Here is a 20865-nt window from a genome sequence, read left to right as displayed (position 1 = left end):
GTCGCTAAACCTAGAGAATACTCACATGGCCCATGTAAGAAAAGCTCGCCATAACAATCTGGGCGTCCGCGTCAAAACCGTGCTATCCGGCAGTACTCATAAGCTTTAGGCTCTGGCTCAGTTCGCTGCATTAGCCTTTTATCGAAGTTAATTGCTTTGCCCAGTAGAGACAACGCGAGTAGCAACGACTGCTAGCGCCGAGCTCGCAGATCGAGGCGGTCCAGATCTTCAAGAGTTTGGACAACGGACTCCACAAGTTCCCCGTCAAAGTCATCGCGGTCTGCCTCCTCATGAGTACCTTTGTTGAGATAGGTCCAGACAAGATTGTTGGCTGGAATACCCAAAACACGGCTATATGCAATAAGAAGAGGTTCCTTGTTCGCGTGATTAAAGGTCTGGGAATCTCGCAATTTCTTGACCAATGCTTCGCATAAGTTTCTCAATCCGGGCTCGGCACCGACGCCAGCGAGCATAAGATTTAGCACACCAAGATCATGACTTCCAAGCCAGCGCCAAGTTTTCTCGCTCAGCATCTCCAAGGCTTGGCGGGACGCCGCCAACGCATCTCGGTCGTTCAGCGCTTCTCTTGCTGCTCTGGCTTTTGCGATGTAGTTCGCGCTCGATATGTTGCCGGTCACTCTCGGTTGATAGTTGCCATCGTGATGCCTGAGCAGGTAGACCTGGCACCCATTCCTACGCTGAGCAGGTAGATGTTGTTGGATATCTTTTATAAACTCGTTGCTATGACAGGTGACGATCAATTGGGTGTTAGTGAAGTGGTCGCTTTCAAAAATAGCCTCTCGGATTCCACCTCTATGGTCATGGTCGATCGCGTTGATGGCATCATCGAAGACGATAACTGGACAGCCGATGCTCTTCGCTTTGGTCATCAGGATTGCCAGTCCGAGACAGCGAATATGCCCCTCACTAAGAACATGAAGTGCATCGACGCGAACATCAGGATTGCCCTGAAAGCAGATTTCGATCTTATCATCGCCGGTTAAAGGCAGATACAGCGCTGATAGCTTGTCTTCTTCGCGATCATTACGATTGAAAGCGTTATAGAGATCTTTGGCGGCTTCGTTTAGGCCAGCCAATAGCTGACCGGGAAGCTGATCTCTATAAGACCTCAAGGCTTCAAGAAATCTGTCATAGGCAGCCTTGTAAGGTGTGTCGCGGGCGATATCTAGTGCTTCCTGATCCGCTTGCGCGGTCAAACCAGCATTTGTTTCGTCGAAAGCTTTGATGCGGTTACGCGCTGCTTCAATATCCGCTTGCAGTTGTTGCCGCTTGAGATCTTGCGCTTGGACCTTTAGTTGAAACTCGTTGAGTCGCCGACGCTCGTCGATGTGTGGTTGTCGTTCTCTCTGAGCCCTCCGTGACGCATCGTCTTGAGCAACCATGCGGTCTACAAAGGCGAGAATATCTTCAAGTGAAGGCAATCCGTGCGGACCTGCGGGCGTCTGGGGGTAGATATCTGTCCACCATCGTCCGACAGGCTCGGCAGGAAGTTGCAATACCCAGCGACCGATTGCTGTTTCCTCTTCTTGATGAGCGGTTACAAATGCGCAGAGTGAGGTTAGCATCTGCCGTAACGCGCGCGATGCCTGACCCAGTTTTACCTCGATGGTTTGGTGTTTATCTTGAAGGGCACCCAGCTCTCCAAGCTTCTGCAAGCCATCGGTTGCTTTCCCAAACGGATCTACGACAACACCTGTGAGCGGCGTGTCGCACGCGGGGCAACGATCTCCAATGGTCTGCTGTAAGGCGAGAACAGAGTTGTAGAGTGTCTTGAAGGAAACCTGGTCGCTTTTGGCGTGAAGAGCATTGATGACTGCATCAAGCTCTTCGGAGCATTGATGTGCCTCAGCAAAAGCGTCCTGGAGGCCTTGACGCGTGATGCCAAGAACATTCGGTGGAATCGCCCCCAAAATATCATCAAGTTCTTGGAGACGAGCCGGAGCATCAGCAGTACCTATCAAGCTCTTGAGAGCTTGGTATGTAAGGTCAACTGCGTACTCCATCGCCAGAGAAGATTCCTCTTCGTCCAATACTTGAAGGGAGGCAGCGGCACCTTCAACGGTTGCTCGGTCTGCTGCCAACGCGTTACGGCGAAGTGTCAAGGCATTCTGTTGCTCGCTGCTCAAGACAAGTTGTCCATCTATGCTTTCGTTGAAGTTTCTTACGAACTCATTGAACTGATCCATACCAAATAGCGTGGCAATCAGTTCAGCTCGATGTGCACTCGGTCGGGCAGCGATTCTCGAGAATGCATCGATTCGGTTTTTTTCAATGAAGCAGAAGCGATAGGTGTCTAGGTTGGCAACAACGTCCACTTCACGACCTTGGTGATCTGATGCCTTTAGCACTGGTGGATCGAATCGTCTATCGTGGATATTTGCTAGATACGTCCTAGCCGCAATGCGTTTGCTTCCGGCCTCTTCGACATCTCCAAGAAGGGCATATTCTAATCCTTCGCAAAGGCTGGTTTTCCCACTACCATTGGGGCCGTAGAATAGAATGATCTGCTTTGTTAGGTCGAAAGGTTCAGGTGCACGGAATCCCCGAAATGGACCGAGTGTCAGGTGACGCAACCTGTTCCAAGACCAAACACCGGCGTTTGCTTCAGCAATGTCGGGTGGGGGCACCTCAGCTACGCCAGCAAGCTCCCGCCGCATTACATTGACGAGAAATGTGGAACGCTGACTTCGTTGTCGCGAAGTTCCAGCTAATTCGTCAAAGTTAGCAAGGGCCAAAGTAGCCAAGCGGCGAACGTCACTGGGAACTTGCCTCTCAGGGTGGTATAGCCAGCGAACAAAGCTTTCAAAATCCTGCCTAGCAGATGCCATGCCCTCTCCCTTTTGAATGGCGGTATCTATTGTTAGAGTATCGTAACGGACGTTTACAGCACAATATAAATTCTATCCAGACACCTCTCTCAGTTGAGTGGCTCAGGTTTTATCACAATGAACGATCAAACAAAGCCATTGGAGGTATACCACCGAAATACAAACAGGCTTTAATAACACAACCTTCTACTTCTAACGCCCATTAAAAATGGGATGATTACCATCAACTATGCGTTCAAGATGGAACATATTCGGAAGTAAAATTTTAGCTATTTGGTACTGTATGTTACTCAAAGTCAGGTGCAAACCGACCTTTAAACAGGTTGTTTTCATGGTTGCTCTCCTCAGTTGGCCAAATAGGGGTAGTAAGTGATAAGGGCTGGTATAAATCTGTCGCGACAAGTTGTTGTGCTATCAGTGCAAGCACTGCTTTTGGTCCCCCCATATAACTTGAGAAATCCCGATAGGTGCTTTGTCCCTGAATAGTTATCCAGTTAATTGCTCGCAATAGTTCATTAGCTTCAAACTCGTAACGCTTATATGCTTTAAGTACTGTAAGATTGCGAATCAGATGTTGTTGGAGTAGTTCTTTTTCTGTGAGCACAAAATATGGATAGCCTTGTTTTTCCAGCAAAGTTGACGCTGCCAGCAAGGTCTCTCTAATCAATGGGTCTCTTAGCTTTGATTCCGGTTTGACCTCAACGTAGCTAACCAATCCATTTATATCTGTAATTTCAAAATCCGGAGTGTATCGACTGAGTTTGTCGTACCTAGCTGGTAGCCAAAGAGTGATCGGCTGCTCTTGGTAGCTTCGAATTGAGGGGGAAAACTCAAATAGTGTGCAGGCTTTGAGTTCAAGTTGTGATTCCCACGCTGTTCCTCGGTTATTTTTGCATGACGAGTAATAACCAACGACTCTTCCTTTTGAGGGAGAAACTGGCTCTCTCATTCTTTGATGTGGTTTTTTAGGTACAGCACAGGGCTGCCGCCATGGACCTGAAGGCCCAACGGATAAAATTTTGGTCATACGAATCCCTTACCAATTCAGGTAATAAAATTTATAAACACAGAAATGTTGATAAAGGCCGGTTGACGCGACAGGTCTGGAAGTGGATACTTTACTTGCGAAGGTAGATATCTACTTAAAAACTTGACGGGGCCGGCATCTGTCGTGCCCTGTTAATTTTTCATATCATGCCTCCTCTGCTAAAACGTCTTTCGCACTTTATGTTCAAGACAGTCTTCATAATCAAAATCTGATCCTCATTCAAACTACCCAGTACGTTTTTCAATTGATGTATTAGCTCAAATTCTGAGCGAGAAATACCAGTAAGGATTTTTAAAGTAAAGTCAGAGATTTCTGCATCATGTAAGAGTGCTTTTTGCTCTTGTTCTGATAAATGGAGTTTTTCGATAATCTTTCTGAGGACATATTTTGAAGGCGCGCCCTTGTGGCCTCGTTCTAAAACGCTGACGTAGCTCGCCTTGATACCAACCAGTTCTGCTAGTTCGACCTGTTTTAGGCCTCTCTTTCTTCTCAGTTGCTCTAAACGCTCACCAAATGGAGTCATTATTAGTCAGCCCATTTAACTTAACTTCATACGGTCGTTTTTAACCCAAATTAAAGTTAAAGGCAAGTTTTTTTGATAAGCGAAAATCCTGTTTAATTTATTTTAAATCAATAACTTATGTATAAAAGTATACACGGGTATCTAACTCCTAAGGATTGTGAGAATTGTTTCGGGGATGGTGAGAATTTCTTTCACTGATTACGAGATCCCACAGTGGCACCACTGGTTTTTTTTTGCTTCGCACTTGCATTATTACTGTATGACGCATAGTATTTGCTGTGTGTCGCATAGTATGTGTTATACAGTATGCGACATACAGTACCCATAACAAAGGTTCAACGCAGCGTCCGGGCTGACCAAAGCGGCCATAAGCAAGGATCAACAATGACCGAAAACCGATTAGACAAAATGCGTGGTGAGCTACGCCGTGGGGTGCTGGTGCTGGCGGTGTTGTCGTCGCTAAAGCAGCCGCATTACGGTTATTCACTGCGCAAACAATTACAGGATGCCGGCATCGACATCGATGAAGGCACTTTATATCCGCTGGTGCGGCGACTGGCGGAACAAGGCTTACTGGATAGCGAATGGCAACAAGCCGAAGGGCGTGAACGTCGCTACTACCAACTTTCTACCCTGGGCGGCGAATTACTGCAGCAACTAACCGAAGAATGGCAACAGCTGAACGGCGCGCTTGGCAACTTACTGGAGCAACCATAATGGAACTGGTCGATCGTTACATCAATGCAGTACAACGTTATTTGCCTGAAGACAAAAGAACTGATATCGGCCGTGAGCTGAGCTCGCATTTGCTGGATCAGCTGGAAAGTCAGCAGGATGAACTGGGGCGCAAACTCACCGACGACGAAGTAGCGGCAACCCTGCAACTGTGGGGGCATCCGCGGCAAGTGGCGGCGACCTATGTGCCACCGACGCCTTTGGTCAGCTCCGAATTGATGCCGGTGTATAAACAAACCCTGATCTATGTGTTTGGATTGATATTTTTGCTGCAATGTCTTGGTAGCAGTATTCATTTTTTGCAGACGGATTATTTCAAAACGCTGCAGTTTTTAATGCAGTTGTTATTTGGTTTTTTTGATTCGGCAGCGACCGCTTTTATGGTGGTGACGCTGCTGTTTTACGCTTATAGCGCTGGTGGTGCTGACAATAGCTGGTTGCTGTCGAAACAATGGCGGGTGCAGGATTTACCGTCGGTCAGCCGGCCCTGGCAACAAATGAGTGCCGGTGACTTACTGACAGATCTGGCGACTTCCGCTTTTTTATTAATCGTTTTGTGGTATCCACTATGGATGTCGGCCGAGACGTTGGCCAGTATCCGGGTGGCGCTTAATCCGGAAATTCAGCAATGGGTGCCATGGCTTTCGGCATTGTTAGTGGTGTCAGTGCTGGCCAATCTATGGTGGGTGTGGCGGCCGTATTGGACCAAACTTACCTTGAGCATCAATGTCGTGTTAAACCTGGGGTTTAGCCTGAGTTTTCTGCTGTTGTGGCTATCACCTGCCTTGTTAGTGGGGACAGACAATCCATTGCCAACGTTGCTGACAATTGCCGATTTAGACCGGGTGCTGCGGAATATTTTCCTGCTGGCTGGACTATTTTGCATCTACGAAGTGGGTCGGGATTTGTACCGGTTACGGCAACTTTCCAGATAACACCGCGAACCAGCCTTTACCAACTTACTGCGGGCAGCACAGAATTTACCAACCTGCTGCCCGCATTTTTACTAAATAATGCTCTTCCCGCTAGCCGGTTGATTTGTTGAAGGTTTTTCTTGTTGAAAATTCAGATACAAAACCTAACAAGAATTCTGGTGTTAAAGCGAAGCGTTCTCAATTGCATGCATATGATTTTATTCATGTTTTTTGCCTTTAATCCTCGACATTCGGCAGCAGTTGACTAAAATGGTCAACAATTGCTGCGACACTTTTTATATATAAATGTCGTTTTCACATGCCCCAATCAGGAGCCAAGCCATGCAAGGCCATCCCGCTATCATCACCGTGCTGAATGAAGTGCTGACCTCAGAACTCACTTCCATTAATCAGTATTTTTTACACGCCCGTATCTACAAAAACTGGGGTTTGGCTGAGCTGAACAACATCTGCTACAAAAAATCCATTCGTGATATGAAACAAGCCGATGAGCTGATTGAGCGGGTGTTGTTTTTAGAAGGATTACCGAATTTACAAGCACTTGGCCGGTTACGCATCGGTGAAGACACCGAAGAAATGCTGCAGTGCGATTTAGAATTCCAACAAGAGCAACTGCCGCTACTGAAACAAGCCATCGCCCTTTGTGAACAACATCAGGATTATGTCAGCCGGGAAATCCTGGTGGAAATTCTGGAGCACGAAGAAGAACATATCGACTGGATCAACGCGCAGCAGTATCAGATTGGCGTGATGGGTCTGCCGAATTACCTGCAGTCGAAAGTAGGAGAATAACAAATGCACGGTCAACAACAGATTATCGACGCGCTGAATCTATTGCTCGCCAACGAGCTGAGCGCCATGGACCAGTATTTTATCCATTCACGGATGTATAAAGACTGGGGCCTGCACAAGTTATTCGAGCGCATCGACCACGAAGTGGAAGACGAAAAAGGCCATGCTTCCTTGATTATCGAGCGGATTTTATTCCTCGAAGGCACGCCGGATATGGTGACCCGCGATGGGCTGCAAATTGGCAAAGATGTACCAGCTATGCTGCAAAACGACCTGAACGTTGAATATGCTGTTGGTGCTTTACTGAAAAAAACCATGGCGTTATGTGAAACACAACAGGATTATGTGACCCGCGCTATGTTGCAGCAACTGCTTGATGATACCGAAAACGACCATGCTAAATGGCTGGAGCAGCAATTGCGTCAGATCAAAATGTTTGGTTTGCAGAACTACTTACAGTCGCAAATTTAACACTAGATCCTTGGCAGGGAGTAGTGTGAGGTGCTGGTGAAAACCCGCACCTTTTTTATTTCAGTTGGCTGCTGACATCAGCGCCATATATTGTTTTTTATATTCGGTTTGTGCTGATAATTCGACTTCAGAGAGTTGCAACTGCAGGTAGCTTTCAGTCAAGACCAGACTTTGGATTGATGTATTTAAGCGAGTGATAATTTCTGCACCGGCACTGCCCTTATTACAAGCAAAGTAAGCTGCTGTGGTGGCAGTTGCTTCCGCCACCGGAAAAGAATGAACCTGTTGTTTAAAAGCTTCTGGCAACATAAACGGATATTCAAGGATTAAGTCCACCCGCTCCTGCACCAGCATTGGCCATAATTCCCCAATACCCACGCCACTTTGTCTGAGATATAAGTATTTCGATTTTTCCGGAGCGCGAATAAGTGGATCCAGTTCGGCACCATAAGAACGATCGGCATCAAGTCCAAGCAGCACCCTGGCATTTTTTGCCCAAGCGGAATCTAAACTGACTTTGCCGTGTTGATCTTGTAGGAACTGCAATTTTCGCTGCATACGGCTATTTTTTAAAACATACAAGCGCAGTCCAAGTACCATGGTAAATGGTTTACTGTAATGGAAAAGTTGCCGCCGTTGCGGTGTGCTGAGCACACCGGCCATGCAGCCTTGCGGATTTTCCAACGTTAATTGCATCGCTTTGGTATGGTTCACCAGATGAAACTGATAATGCACGTCGTTGGTGTGGGTTAGTATTTGTCGGATAAGTTTTTTATCAATAGATTCATTCGGTTGCGCTGGCAACGTTAACCAGTTTGGCGGCATTTTACTGTAAAACGTTACTTCCACTGCGTTGCTCGGGCAACAGCTGAAAACACTGCAAAACAACCATAAGGAAGCGAATTTCATCTGAGAAGCTTTTCCCTAGCCGACTTTATTTCAGCATAGTAAACACTTCTGCTGTTCGCTGTTAATTTCTCTGAAAACGCCGAGGGGAGTATCGGGAGATCTATGGGAGCGTCCATAGATCTTCTGGATTTACTCAAGCTTTTATTGCTGTTGTAAGCTTGATCGCCGCTGCTCGGCTTTTTTCTTGTATTGCTCGCTTTCCCGGAAAATTTGATGCAGTTTTTCAGCTTCGGCATTGTAAGGTAGTATAAAACCAGCTGCTTTAAACAGCTCACGATGGGCCGGTGACGCGACTCCTGACAATTGTTTGGCCTGTTCACTGCTTATTTGCTTGAAGTTGCCTAAGTGCTGCTGCACATCTTCTGAGCTTGCATTAAACATCATCATAAACATCATGACAGTGACATCCACATCTTCTGCGGGTATTTCTTGCTGTTGTCGCATCAGATCCTGAAGTCCTTGCCAATCTTTCTGCTGAATCAACGCGCTCATTTTCTTCGTATTATCGAGATCCTCAGCAGATAAATCTTTCATATACTGCGATGACTGCTGCTGCATTTTCAGGTTGGTCAGATAAGCCCGTTCCGGCAAATCCCTGGTTATCACAGCGCCTACTGGCCATTGTTGTGCTGTTGGACAAGCCGCAACTTGTTGTAGTAATTGGTTAAATTCAGTCTGCAATTGCTGCAGCGCCAGCAATGGCGTCGCGTCTGGTCCACCTTTTTCAATTGGCATTGCAGGTTGTTGCTGCAGTAATTCACTGAGGTGCTGCGATTCTTGCTCAGGCAAGAGTAACAGCCACTGGCTTCGCACGTCAGCAGACCGCGGCAGGATCCCTGCGGTCAATAAAGTGCGCACCTTGCTGATTTGTTGATCCAGTTGTTGCTCTGAAGTCGGCAATGGAATGAGATCAAAAGCATTGGGGGCTTGTGGATCTATGCTGGCCGGGATACCCAAAGCACGCCAATAATCAAATAGCTCGGCACTTGAGTTTTCAGCCGCCAATAAGGTTAAATTGTAAGCGCGGAAATTGTCTTGCCATTGCTGTTGCAAATCGTCTTTATAGTGTTGCTGTACCATATCAATCAGCGGCAGTGGCAAATCCAGCGCCGTAAAAGCTGCCAGATCTCCAATAAATGGTTGGATACCGGCATCGATAAATTGTTGAATAGTCGAAAACGGGATCTGTGGATTAGCGATAACGACACGACCCAGCAAACTTAATTCCATTTGCGTGAATAAATACGGGCGATCAGCGGTGTCATGTTGCTGAATCAGTTGCAACAGCTGATCATAATCCTGTTTGCCGATGGCAGCCTGCACATTGAAGAAAGTGTCTTTATCGACTTTGAAGTTGATGTGCCTAAACTGTTGTTTGAAATAGGCAAAGTTTTCTTTTCTCGCCGCTTGCCGAAACTGAAAAACCTCCAAATCCCCACCAACTACCTGTAAAGTCTGCAGTGTCACCGGTTTTTTAATGCCCTGTTTAATATGCAGATCAATCAGTTGATTGGTCAGGCTAACGCGCTGTTGCTGTAGTTTCTGCAATGAAGTTCCGAGCTGCTCAGCGGACGGGCAGGTCTGCGTTGTGTCCGTTGGGTTCGTAGTTATCGAAGGCTTGTATGGAGCTGTACTCTCCGATCGTGGCGGCAAGCCTGCTGAGCTTTGTGGATTTTGTTGCTCAAGCGCATTTTTGGCGAGTTCGACAGCGACACTATCTGAGCCAGGCCAGTAGGCCCAGGCGAGCAGTACCATGGCCAAGACTACGCCAACTTTGAGCACCAACTTCATGCTAATCCTTATATTTTGATAAAAGTCTGAGTAGCACCCAGTACCGTCCTTGTAAAAATCTTGTGATATGAGACCGTTTTTGGCGCGGTATTGTCAACATAAATCGCTGGCTGTGCGGCGGACTGCCTGCGGCGAGTCACGCCCTACGCTCAAGATGCACTTAACATATTGTTTTAGAAAGCAAAACTTCGTAGGGCGTACTCACCGCGCATAGCGGTAGTACGCCATAATCTAATATTGGGTCGCCGCCGTTGACTGGCGATGCTTCTGTTAAAAAGTCATCGATAAAAACGATTGAATTCACTGATAAAAATTGATTTAGCTAATTCTATTTTACGACTACCTTTAATGACGTGTACCGCTCTATGCAATCGATGAATTGCTTCAAATCATAACTAAAGGATCTACACCATGGATAATTCACAAGCTAGCAAAGGTAAATGCCCGGTAATGCACGGGGCAAACACCTCAGCCACGACTTCAAGCCAGAATTGGTGGCCGAACGCTTTGAATCTCGACATTCTGCATCAGCATGACCATAAAACCAATCCGATGGACCCTGACTTTAACTACGCCGAAGCCTTTAAATCTCTTGATCTGGCGGCTGTTAAAACCGACTTACAAGCACTGATGACCGACAGTCAAGCCTGGTGGCCGGCCGATTGGGGCCATTATGGTGGCCTGATGATCCGGATGGCCTGGCATTCTGCCGGTACTTACCGCATTGCCGATGGCCGTGGTGGCGCTGGCACCGGCAATCAGCGGTTTTCGCCGCTGAATAGCTGGCCGGATAACGGCAACCTGGATAAAGCCCGCCGCTTGTTGTGGCCGATTAAACGCAAATATGGCAACAAATTATCCTGGGCCGATTTGATGATCCTGGCCGGTAATATGGCTTATGAATCGATGGGATTAAAAACCTTTGGTTTTGCCGGTGGCCGTGCCGATATTTGGCATCCGGAAAAAGATATTTACTGGGGCTCGGAAAAAGAATGGTTAGCGCCAACTGCCAACGAAAATAGCCGTTACAGTGATGGCCGCGAATTAGAAAACCCACTTGCTGCGGTGATGATGGGGCTGATTTACGTCAATCCGGAAGGGGTTGATGGCAACCCGGATCCATTAAAAACCGCCGCCGATATGCGTGAGACTTTTGCCCGGATGGCGATGGATGATGAAGAAACGGTGGCGTTAACTGCCGGTGGTCACACCGTGGGTAAAGCGCACGGTAACGGCAGCGCCGCCAACTTAGGCCCGGCGCCGGAAGGTGCGGACATTCATGAACAGGGTTTTGGCTGGATGAATCACCAAAGCCGTGGTATCGGTCGCAATACCGTCACCAGCGGTGTCGAAGGCGCCTGGACGACTCACCCAACCAAATGGGACAACGGTTATTTTTATCTGTTATTCAGTTACGACTGGCAACTGACCAAAAGCCCGGCCGGAGCCTGGCAGTGGGAACCGGTCAGTATTCGCGAAGAAGACAAGCCGGTGGATGTGGAAGACCCGTCGATCCGTTGTAACCCAATGATGACCGACGCCGATATGGCGCTGAAAATGGATCCGGCTTATCGCCAGATTTCCGAGAAGTTCTACGCCAATCCGGCCTATTTCGACGAAGTCTTTGCCCGCGCCTGGTTTAAGTTAACCCACCGCGATTTAGGGCCAAAAGCCCGTTATCTCGGCCCGGATGTACCGGCTGAAGATTTAATCTGGCAAGACCCAATCCCAGCCGTGGATTATCAGTTATCAGAAGCCGAAGTCACTGAACTTAAAGCGAAAATTCTGGCCACTGGTTTGCCGGAGTCCGAGCTGATAGCGACCGCCTGGGACAGTGCCCGGACTTTCCGCGGTTCTGATTTCCGCGGTGGTGCTAATGGCGCCCGTATCCGGTTAGCCCCGCAAAAAGATTGGGCAGGCAACGAGCCGGCACGCTTACATAAAGTGCTGCTGACGTTAGCCCAGCTGCAGGCTGGTCTGAGCAAAAAAGTAAGTATCGCCGATTTAATCGTGTTGGGTGGTACCGCAGCGGTCGAACAAGCGGCGCGGGCAGCTGGTTTTGCGATTACAGTGCCCTTTATGCCAGGTCGGGGTGATGCCACTGCCGAGCAAACCGATGTTGAGTCTTTTGCCGTGCTGGAACCAATTCATGATGCATTCCGTAACTGGCTGAAGCAAGATTACGCGGCAATGCCGGAAGAGTTGATGCTGGACCGTGCGCAACTCATGGGCTTAACAGCGCAGGAAATGACCGTGCTGGTTGGCGGTTTGCGGGTGCTCGGCGCCAATCACGGCAGCAGCAAACATGGTGTATTTACCAATCAAGTTGGCGTGCTCAGCACTGACTTTTTCACCACGCTGACCGATATGGCGTATAGCTGGAAACCGGCCGGTAAAAACCTGTATCAGATTGTTGACCGGGCAAGTGGCGCCGTGAAGTTTACCGCCACCCGGGTCGACTTAGTGTTTGGTTCGAACTCGGTACTGCGCTCTTACGCTGAAGTTTATGCGCAGGACGACGCCAAAGAGAAGTTCGTGCGTGACTTTGTCAAAGCCTGGACCAAAGTGATGAACGCTGACCGGTTTTGAAATCATTTAGCTAATCATCAATAGCGACGCTTCTAACCAACCCGAAACGCCAGTCCAAACGACTGGCGTTTTTTTACTTAAATTTCTGCTGTCGCCGATTATTTGCTGATCTTTCTCTGTGAAAACGACGTTTAACCGCTGTTGTATCAGCAACTTCGTTTACTCCCATTCGGTAAAACTCCAGGAAAAACCATGACAGTACAGGTGGTTTGGTACAAACGTGATCTTCGTTTAGCTGATCACCGGCCCTTAGTTGCGGCCAGTCAAAGCGGCCCTGTGCTCTGTCTGTATGTGCTGGAAGACGCCTATTGGCAATTGGCCGAAACCAGCAACCGGCAGTGGTTGTTTGTGCGGGATTCGCTGTTAGATCTTGAGCAACAACTCGCTGCGATTGGTGGCAGCTTGCTGATTTTACGCAGTTCGGTCTGTGAAGCCTTAACGTTGCTGCAGCAAAGCGTGGGTACTTTTGTGCTGTACAGTCATGAAGAAACCGGCAATCTCTGGACTTATCAACGCGATATCCAGGTGGCGGCCTGGTGTAAACAGCATGCAGTCACCTGGTGTGAATACGCGCAAAATGGTGTGCGCAGGCCTTCCCGGAAAAACAGCTCTGGCAAGAAAAAAATAACAGGAAGCAAAGCAGCAGACAAAAATACCGACGCCTGGCACCAACGCTGGCATCTACATTGGGAAGAGTGGTCGCAACAACCGCCGTTGCCGGTGCCAACTGCGCTACAGTTGCTGAACCCCCGGGATTTCAACGCGACCGCGCTTGGTAGTAAAGCTCTGGCTGTAGCTGAGTTACCGCTGCAAATCTGTGACGATGAATATACCTGCCCGGGCCGGCAGCCCGGCGGTCGGCACATAGGTTTGGCTTTATTAGATAGTTTTTTGGCGCAGCGCAGTCAGCGTTATCAATCCTTGATTAGTTCACCACTGACCGCCGAAAGTGGCTGCTCGCGATTAAGTGCGCACCTGGCTTACGGCACCGTCAGCCTGCGCGAAGTGTTGGCAAGACTGGATTTCACGCTGCAACATCACCCGGACCGGCTGTGGTGCCGTAATCTGTCAGCCTTTCGCTCGCGGCTGGTCTGGCATTGCTATTTTATCCAGAAGCTCGAAAGCAACCCGGACGCCGGGCTGATGAATCTTAATCGTAAATATGATGCGCTACAGCGGCCGTGGGACGAAAGTAGATTTATTGCCTGGAGTCAGGGCAAAACCGGTTGGCCGCTGGTCGATGCCTGTATGCGGTATTTGATTTACCACGGTTGGCTGAATTTTCGGATGCGCGCCATGCTGGTGTCCATTGCTTGTTACACCCTGAAGCTGCCATGGCAGCCGGTGTCGGATTATCTGGCCAAGCTCTTTGTCGATTTTGAGCCCGGCATCCATTACCCACAAATTCAGATGCAAAGCGGCACCACCGGCCAACAGGTGCTGCGCATTTACAACCCCGTGAAACAAGCACAAGAGCTGGACCCGGAAGGCATATTTGTCCGTCGTTGGCTGCCGGAACTTGGGCAGGTGTCTCATGTTTGGATTTTTGAACCCTGGCGGATGCCTGCCGAGATGAGAGTTCGCACCGGATCACAGTGTTACCCGCTACCGCCGGTCGATTTCAGCAGCAGTCACCGTGAAGCCAAAGACGAAATTTCGATGTTACGCAGTGGTGTCGCGGGAAAAGTAGTGAAGGGCGCTGGTCAAAAAACCTCATCCCGCGCAGTTGTGGTAAATCCAGAGCAAAACCCAACACCAGCGGGCAACGACGATTTCGGGCAAATGAGTCTGTTTGATTAGGTACTTGGCGCCTAAGCCTGGGTTCCAATTTAACCTACAGCTTGCGCCATATCAGCCAACTCAAGGCTGCCAAAATGCCAATAATTGCCATGCCGACCCAATTGAATTGTTGCCGGATATTCTCGACATAACGGCTGGCCGATGGTTGCGGTGGCGGATTGCTGGCTGCTGGGGTGGGTTGCACAGTATAGGCCGTCACAACATTCTGCATCGGTTCGCGTTTCGCTTGTGACGGCATCGCTTGCAGCGAGACATTGGCATCCGGCGAGGTGCAGTGTGATGCAATTTTCTGAAATAACTCACGATCTTGTTTAACCAACTGCTCGCCTTCAGCAAAACCATAACCAGCGTTCAGGCGTTTGTGGATCTGCTCTTTTTGCTGCTTTAAGCGGTCGCACTCAGCTTTGGTATATTGTTCAACAGCGCATAGCGGGCTATTCGTCAGTATCAAAACAAGCAATATAATCCATTTCATAAGGGGAGCTGACGTTTCCGGAGTCGGGATTGCATGTTAGCTAAATTGGCAGCAGTTGGGCAATGTTGGTTTTGTGGAATAGCGGACTTTCTTTAAGTCTCTACTTACAAATCCGCAGTCCTACTTAAATCGCGTCGTTTCACTTACAAATCCTTATGTTAACTTGGGTCAATTTCTAGCCTCCCCGGTGGCTAAAACCGTGTTGTAGTACGACCCACTCGCCTTGTCGAATCTCTGTATCGCTGTGTTTCGCATCTCACTATGGTGAAATCGTTGGTGAACCCCGCAGTTTGGTTTGCCATTAAAAACAAAAGCAAAAAAACACAAAGCAAAAAAAACACCAAAGACAGGGGTTAGACAATGCATAAACGTAACGCACTTTCGCTTGCGATAGCGATGGCATGCGCTTTTTCTGCCGTGGCGCAGCAAGCGGATGTCACCAAAACGACCACCCAAACGACCACAGAAAAAGCCGCAGCAACCAGTACAACCAATGACACCGAACTGGAAGTGATTTCGGTCACGGCCACCAAACGCAAAACCAAACTGATGGAAACGCCGGTGGCGATTTCAGCACTCAGTGAATCCCTGCTGCAGCAGCATGGCGTCAACAATGTCAAAGATATTGCGGATTTAGTGCCAGGCCTCGACATTTCAGTGTCTTCTGAACAGGCCGCGCCGGTGATTACTATGCGTGGTATTCGTTCGACCAACATTACCGAATTAGGTGATCCGGCCGTCGGCGTACACTTAGACGGTATTTACTCACCAAGGATGCAGGGTGCCCTGGCGTTAATGTACGACGTCGAACGGGTTGAAGCTTTACGTGGCCCGCAAGGCACCTTGTTTGGCCGGAACTCCACCGTTGGCAGCATTAATGTGCTGTCGGCAAAACCAGAACTAGACCGCAGCTACGGCAACGTTAATGGCGAGCTGGGCCGCTTTCATGCCGTCAGCACCGGTGGCATGTATAACCTGGCAGTTTCAGATGAATTTGCCATCAGATTTTCCGGTAAAACACTCAAACGTGACTCTTATGTCGAAGGCTATTGGGATCCAAACCAATATGACACCCGCTATTTGCCAGCAGGGGTGCTGGACGCTGAAGTCGTTTCAGAAAACTCTTATCAGGGCATTGGTCAGACGCTAACCCAGCGCGAAAACTGGTGGATAGATCCTGCAGGCACCAATCCAGATGCGCAGAAAGTCCGGGCTTTAACCCCAGCGGATAAAAAAGACTTTTACAACAATGCCAACGAGCATTCGTTTCGCGTCAGTACCTTATGGGAACCTGCGGCGGGCCGTTTTTCTAACCATACCGTGTTCCAATATTACAAAAACGACAGTGCCGGTTCGGTCGAGATGGTGAACTGTGAAAAACTGCGGGGCCGACCGACAGAATTTGGCGGCGACTGTTCGACATTTTTACCGAGCGACAATACCTATCAGGCGGTCGTGAACGTGCCCGGTAAACTGGAACTGGATATTACCTATCTTCGAAATTCACTGAACTATGAACTGACAGATGAGCTCAACCTGGTGTGGCTTGCCGGTTTTGAAGATATGAAGCGGCAGTCGGCGCAGGATATTGAAGTCGGTCTGGATGTATGGGACGGCGCGATGTTTTTCCTCGATGGCACCGGTGCCCGCTCTTATTCGACCGAGCTGCAGTTACAGTCGGATGAGCTTGGCGATTTGGTCTGGATAGCCGGGGTTAACATATTCCATGAAAAAACCACCACTGTCGGCTATTACGATAACCCGATGGATGATAAAGCGTTTTGGGATCAGCCGGATCGTTCTACCGATGCCTTGGCCGCTTTTGGACAGGCGACTTACAACCTGAGCCCAGCATTGCACCTGACGTTAGGTTACCGTTTCAGTGATGAAACCAAAGAGGATAAAGGCGGACGCACGTTACGCTGCTCCAATGCCGATGGCTGCGCACCGGGTTGGTTTAACCGCACCATCTTGTCGAATTTACCGGTGAATGCCTTTGAAAATCCGGCTATTTATAAATCCGCTTTTGCCAACGACAACAAAGGCAGCTGGCAAAACAGCGATTTCCGGCTTGGTCTTGATTACGACGTCAGCAGCAATACCATGGTCTACGGTTATGTCGCCTCAGGTTTTAAAGCCGGTGGCATCGGCGATGTGTTTGAAGTGGTCAACGACAGAACTGGCCAGGTGCAGCGTTTTGAAACCCAGTTTGACCCGGAACAAGTGCTGACGTACGAGTTAGGTACTAAGACGAGCTTGTTTGATAACTCACTGAATTTACAAGGCGTGTTCTTTTTTACCGATTACAAGGATATGCAATACGCCTCTGTCGGCTCGATCGGCAATGTTGAGCGTCTGGCGGCAATAGAGAACCCGGACGGCAGCCCGGTACTGGATCAAAATGGTCAACCGGTGCTGGACTTCCAAAACATGCCGGTGATTGCTTATTACACGCAAAACGTGCCGGGTTCGACCATTAAAGGCATAGAACTGGAGTTTGACTGGAAACCTTATCCAAGTGGCCGGATTTCCGGTTATGTCACCTGGACCGATGCCCGCATCACCGATGATTGGATCACCAAATGGGATTATGACCCGGAGTATTTGTTCGATTTGTCGTATGAAGAATCGATTGATCCGACAAATACCTTGCTGACTACCAATTTAAAAGGCAATCAGTTGGCGATGGTGCCTAAGTTCAGTGCCAATTTAAGCTACACCCACAGCTTTTATTTAGGCGACTGGGGCTACATTCACAGCTGGATGAATGTGAACTGGAAAGATAAATCCTACAACACCATTTGGAACCTGGATAAGCATCTGGACGACATGAACTTTGCGGTGTCTGACGCAGCTATTTCCTATATTGACGACAGCCGTGATGCATTTACCTCAGTCAATGCCTCGTTCAAGTATGAACCTATGGATCAAGCATGGTTTGCTGAGTTGTTTATCAGCAACGCCACCGATGAAGTGGTGCAGCATTGGAGCAACACTGGCAAAGGCTTCCCGAAAGGAAGTTTTGGCATGCCACGTTATTACGGTGTGCGCGCAGGTTTTAATTTCTAGTTTTGAATGTCCGTGTATAAACCGCTCAGCTTTGTTGGGCGGTTTTTTTTGATCAGGCCTGAATACCACGGCTGGGTCGCTGTAAGGTCTGCTAAGGATAATTTTCATGATCAATAACAAGATCACCATGTATAAAACCATTCATAAAGCCATTCATAAAATCATGAATCATAAGCATAAATTCGCACTGCTTAGCCTGTTGCTGGCGACTTCGGCCAATGCGGCAGCGGTTAACGTTATGAAAACCACTTATTCAGAACAAAAGACAGAAAACAATGCACAAAACAATGCAGAAAAAACAGCGGTACAGTGGCCTTATGTCAATACGGGTTTGCCAAAGGATCCGCAACTGGAACAGGTGCTGGACCAGATACTGGCCCGGATGACAGTGGCACAAAAAGTAGCGCAGATGATCCAACCGGAAATTGGTTATTTGTCGGTGGCGCAAATGCGTAAGTACGGTTTTGGCTCCTACCTTAATGGCGGCAATACTGCACCTTATGGTCAAAAAAGAGCAGCGCCGGCGGTTTGGTTAAAATACGCCGACGACATGTACGAAGCCTCGGTTGATGCCAAAGAAGATGGCAGCCGCATTCCGACCATTTGGGGCACGGATGCGATGCATGGCCATAGCAATGTCTATGGCGCCACCTTATTTCCGCACAATATTGGCCTTGGCGCCGCCCATGATCCAAAGCTTATCCACCAGATTGGGGTGGCGACCGCCAAAGAAGTGGCTGCAACCGGCATTGAATGGAGTTTTGCGCCGACGGTGGCCGTGGTCAGAGACGACCGTTGGGGCCGCACTTATGAAAGTTATTCTGAAGATCCGGCCATCGTCAAAGCTTATGCCGGGCAGATGGTGTCAGGCTTGCAGGGCACTTTAGGCCAGGATTTCCTGCAGGGTTTCGGCCGGATCGCTACGGCCAAACACTTTGTCGGCGATGGCGGCACTGAAAAAGGTATCGACCGCGGCGATACGCTGATTGATGAACAAGGTCTGCGGGATATTCATGCCGCGGGTTATATGACCGCCATTCGGGCCGGTGTGCAGTCGGTGATGGTGTCTTTTAACAGTTGGAATGGCGTGCGGTTGCATGGCCATCAATACCTGCTGACCGATGTGCTGAAACAGCAAATGGGCTTTGATGGTTTTGTGGTCAGTGACTGGAACGGCCATAAGTTTGTTGAAGGTTGCTCACTGGAACAATGTGCCGGCGCTATTAATGCTGGCGTTGATGTGCTGATGGTGCCTGAGCATTTTGAAGCCTTTTATCACAATACCATTCGTCAGGTAGAGCAGGGGGTCATTCCGATGACCCGGATTGATGATGCGGTGCGGCGCTTTTTGCGGGCGAAAATTCGCTGGGGCTTGCTGGCGCGTGGTAAACCGTCCAGTCGGCCAGAATCTAAAGAACGTGCGGTATTTAACAGTCAGGCGCATCAAGAATTAGCGCGCGATGCGGTTCGTAAATCCCTGGTGCTGTTAAAAAACAACCGGCAATTATTGCCGTTATCGCCGAAAAGCCATGTGCTGGTGGCTGGTGATGGCGCAGATAACATCGCCAAACAAGCCGGTGGCTGGAGTGTGTCCTGGCAGGGCACTGACAACAGTAACGCCGATTTCCCCAACGCGACGTCGGTGTATCAGGGCATTCGCCAGCAAGTGGAAAGCGCGGGTGGCAAAGTGGAGCTGGCGGTGAATGGCCGCTACCGCCAAAAACCCGATGTCGCCGTGGTGGTGATTGGCGAAAACCCTTATGCCGAATGGTTTGGTGATATTCAGCAGCTGGAATACCAGCTTGGCGACAAACGTGATTTAGCGCTGATCCAACAGCTGAAACAACAAGGTATTCCGGTGGTGACAGTGTTTTTAACCGGTCGGCCGCTGTGGGTGAATAAAGAGCTGAACGCATCGGATGCTTTTGTGGTGGCCTGGCTGCCAGGTTCCGAAGGCCAGGGGGTGGCGGATGTGCTGTTGGCCGACAGTCAGGGCGAGCCTCGATATGATTTTCAGGGCAAACTCAGTTTTTCCTGGCCGCGGTTTGATGATCAGTTTGTGCTGAATAAAGGCGATGCCAACTATGACCCCTTGTTTGCTTATGGTTATGGTTTAACCTATGCCGACCAGACAGAGCTGGGCCCCTTGTCCGAGCAGGTATCGCCAGTAACAGCAGCCAGCTCTGATGATGGTATTCAGCCGCTATTTTTACGCAATTTAGCTGCAGATCTGGCCTGGGTGTTAGCCGACAGCAGTACCGCCAAGGCATCAGACTCTGCCACGCTTATCACCACACCTTATGGGGTCAGCACGGATGGGCAAAGTCTGGCCATGCAATCGGTGAATCTGTCTTATCAGGAAGATGGCCGGCAATTGCGCTGGAATACAGCTGCGCCAGCCACAGCCAGCCTGCGTTACCTCAAGCCGGTTGCTGCTGCCAAACTCAACCAGGCCAAGGCACTGCGATTTAGCCTACGTTTTGATCAACAAGTACCGGCGAAGCTCAGCCTGGGTGCGCTTTGTGATTTGGAAGGTCGTTGCCAGCGGCAGTTATCGCTGGCACAACCACTCACTAGTATGCAGCCCGGGGTATGGCATACTGTGGAAGTGGCGCTGCAGTGTGCTGGTCAGCCGGCGATGGACACGCGGATTTTGGATGCGATGGTGTTAAGCGCTACCGGACAACATAGTCTGGCCGTGGCGGATATCCTGTTGGTGACGCAGCAGAGTGCACTGGAAATGAGCGCTCAAAATACGAGCTCGCAAAAAGTGAGCTCGCAAAATATCATGCAGTTGGGCTGTGTCGAAATTTCAGCGCGTTAGCACGCAATAAGTAACTAGAAACGAGCAGCTGATCTCGAACAGGCAGCTGCTCGCT

Annotated in this window: 14 protein-coding genes; 8 read left to right on the top strand and 6 right to left on the bottom strand. The window is 49.2% G+C overall.

Going from position 1 to position 20865, the window contains the following annotated elements; translation table 11 throughout:
• Positions 1–191: 191 nt before the first annotated feature.
• The 3 genes from A5320_RS17730 to A5320_RS17720 form a co-directional block, all read right to left on the bottom strand.
• Positions 192–2849 (bottom strand): AAA family ATPase, encoded by a 2658-nt coding sequence (locus tag A5320_RS17730; protein ID WP_068068048.1) that lies wholly within the window; start codon positions 2847–2849, stop codon positions 192–194.
• A gap of 286 nt (positions 2850–3135) precedes the next feature.
• Positions 3136–3876, bottom strand: a complete 741-nt coding sequence (locus tag A5320_RS17725) for a TnsA endonuclease N-terminal domain-containing protein (RefSeq protein WP_068068045.1) — start codon at positions 3874–3876, stop codon at positions 3136–3138.
• A 160-nt stretch (positions 3877–4036) separates the two neighbouring features.
• Positions 4037–4420: a helix-turn-helix domain-containing protein gene (locus A5320_RS17720; protein WP_068068042.1), complete on the bottom strand. Its 384-nt coding sequence runs from the start codon at positions 4418–4420 to the stop codon at positions 4037–4039.
• 384 nt (positions 4421–4804) lie between these two features.
• On the opposite strand from A5320_RS17720, the gene A5320_RS17715 reads away from it, so the two are divergent.
• The 4 genes from A5320_RS17715 to bfr (A5320_RS17700) all read left to right on the top strand — a co-directional run bounded on the left by A5320_RS17715 (position 4805) and on the right by bfr (A5320_RS17700) (position 7353).
• Entirely contained in the window at positions 4805–5137 is a 333-nt protein-coding gene (locus tag A5320_RS17715; RefSeq protein ID WP_068068040.1) for a PadR family transcriptional regulator, read from the top strand.
• Positions 5137–6090, top strand: a complete 954-nt coding sequence (locus A5320_RS17710) for a hypothetical protein (protein ID WP_068068037.1) — start codon at positions 5137–5139, stop codon at positions 6088–6090. The genes A5320_RS17715 and A5320_RS17710 overlap by 1 nt, the downstream gene beginning before the upstream one ends.
• A gap of 321 nt (positions 6091–6411) precedes the next feature.
• Positions 6412–6882, top strand: a complete 471-nt coding sequence (bfr, locus tag A5320_RS17705) for a bacterioferritin (RefSeq protein ID WP_068068033.1) — start codon at positions 6412–6414, stop codon at positions 6880–6882.
• 3 nt (positions 6883–6885) lie between these two features.
• Positions 6886–7353 carry a bacterioferritin gene (bfr, locus tag A5320_RS17700; protein WP_068068030.1) on the top strand — a complete coding sequence of 156 codons (468 nt, stop codon included), beginning with the start codon at positions 6886–6888 and terminating at the stop codon, positions 7351–7353.
• Between the two features lie 60 nt (positions 7354–7413).
• Here the strand turns inward: bfr (A5320_RS17700) and A5320_RS17695 are convergent, their stop codons facing one another.
• Entirely contained in the window at positions 7414–8262 is an 849-nt protein-coding gene (locus A5320_RS17695) for a hypothetical protein (protein WP_068068027.1), read from the bottom strand.
• A gap of 141 nt (positions 8263–8403) precedes the next feature.
• On the bottom strand, positions 8404–10053 hold the full coding sequence (locus A5320_RS17690; protein ID WP_068068025.1) for a hypothetical protein: 1650 nt from the start codon (positions 10051–10053) through the stop codon (positions 8404–8406).
• Between the two features lie 411 nt (positions 10054–10464).
• On the opposite strand from A5320_RS17690, the gene katG reads away from it, so the two are divergent.
• Together katG and A5320_RS17680 are read left to right on the top strand one after the other, a co-directional pair.
• The gene (katG, locus tag A5320_RS17685) at positions 10465–12642 is read left to right on the top strand and encodes a catalase/peroxidase HPI (RefSeq protein WP_068068022.1); all 2178 of its coding nucleotides are present in this window, start codon (positions 10465–10467) and stop codon (positions 12640–12642) included.
• A gap of 192 nt (positions 12643–12834) precedes the next feature.
• The gene (locus A5320_RS17680) at positions 12835–14442 is read left to right on the top strand and encodes an FAD-binding domain-containing protein (protein ID WP_068068017.1); all 1608 of its coding nucleotides are present in this window, start codon (positions 12835–12837) and stop codon (positions 14440–14442) included.
• Between the two features lie 34 nt (positions 14443–14476).
• Here the strand turns inward: A5320_RS17680 and A5320_RS17675 are convergent, their stop codons facing one another.
• Positions 14477–14902 (bottom strand): hypothetical protein, encoded by a 426-nt coding sequence (locus tag A5320_RS17675; protein ID WP_157605994.1) that lies wholly within the window; start codon positions 14900–14902, stop codon positions 14477–14479.
• A gap of 375 nt (positions 14903–15277) precedes the next feature.
• Between A5320_RS17675 and A5320_RS17670 the strand changes: the two genes are divergently transcribed.
• Complete coding sequence (locus A5320_RS17670; protein ID WP_068068007.1) at positions 15278–17986, top strand: TonB-dependent receptor; 2709 nt, start codon at positions 15278–15280, stop codon at positions 17984–17986.
• 106 nt (positions 17987–18092) lie between these two features.
• The gene (locus A5320_RS17665) at positions 18093–20810 is read left to right on the top strand and encodes a glycoside hydrolase family 3 protein (protein ID WP_231916767.1); all 2718 of its coding nucleotides are present in this window, start codon (positions 18093–18095) and stop codon (positions 20808–20810) included.
• The last annotated feature ends 55 nt before the right edge of the window (positions 20811–20865 follow it).

The sequence above is a fragment of the Rheinheimera sp. SA_1 genome, assembly GCF_001669775.1.
In the GTDB taxonomy this organism is placed as follows: domain Bacteria; phylum Pseudomonadota; class Gammaproteobacteria; order Enterobacterales; family Alteromonadaceae; genus Pararheinheimera.
The sequence above is the reverse complement of the archived record's forward strand: the minus strand, read 5'-3'. Positions and strand labels throughout refer to the sequence as shown.

What these genes read in the sequence shown, in the direction of transcription:
- A5320_RS17730 (WP_068068048.1), bottom strand. Translation starts at nt 2,849, where the DNA reads ATGGCATCTGCTAGGCAGGATTTTGAAAGCTTTGTTCGCTGGCTATAC.
- A5320_RS17725 (WP_068068045.1), bottom strand. Translation starts at nt 3,876, where the DNA reads ATGACCAAAATTTTATCCGTTGGGCCTTCAGGTCCATGGCGGCAGCCC.
- A5320_RS17720 (WP_068068042.1), bottom strand. Translation starts at nt 4,420, where the DNA reads ATGACTCCATTTGGTGAGCGTTTAGAGCAACTGAGAAGAAAGAGAGGC.
- A5320_RS17715 (WP_068068040.1), top strand. Translation starts at nt 4,805, where the DNA reads ATGACCGAAAACCGATTAGACAAAATGCGTGGTGAGCTACGCCGTGGG.
- A5320_RS17710 (WP_068068037.1), top strand. Translation starts at nt 5,137, where the DNA reads ATGGAACTGGTCGATCGTTACATCAATGCAGTACAACGTTATTTGCCT.
- bfr (WP_068068033.1), top strand. Translation starts at nt 6,412, where the DNA reads ATGCAAGGCCATCCCGCTATCATCACCGTGCTGAATGAAGTGCTGACC.
- bfr (WP_068068030.1), top strand. Translation starts at nt 6,886, where the DNA reads ATGCACGGTCAACAACAGATTATCGACGCGCTGAATCTATTGCTCGCC.
- A5320_RS17695 (WP_068068027.1), bottom strand. Translation starts at nt 8,262, where the DNA reads ATGAAATTCGCTTCCTTATGGTTGTTTTGCAGTGTTTTCAGCTGTTGC.
- A5320_RS17690 (WP_068068025.1), bottom strand. Translation starts at nt 10,053, where the DNA reads ATGAAGTTGGTGCTCAAAGTTGGCGTAGTCTTGGCCATGGTACTGCTC.
- katG (WP_068068022.1), top strand. Translation starts at nt 10,465, where the DNA reads ATGGATAATTCACAAGCTAGCAAAGGTAAATGCCCGGTAATGCACGGG.
- A5320_RS17680 (WP_068068017.1), top strand. Translation starts at nt 12,835, where the DNA reads ATGACAGTACAGGTGGTTTGGTACAAACGTGATCTTCGTTTAGCTGAT.
- A5320_RS17670 (WP_068068007.1), top strand. Translation starts at nt 15,278, where the DNA reads ATGCATAAACGTAACGCACTTTCGCTTGCGATAGCGATGGCATGCGCT.
- A5320_RS17665 (WP_231916767.1), top strand. Translation starts at nt 18,093, where the DNA reads ATGATCAATAACAAGATCACCATGTATAAAACCATTCATAAAGCCATT.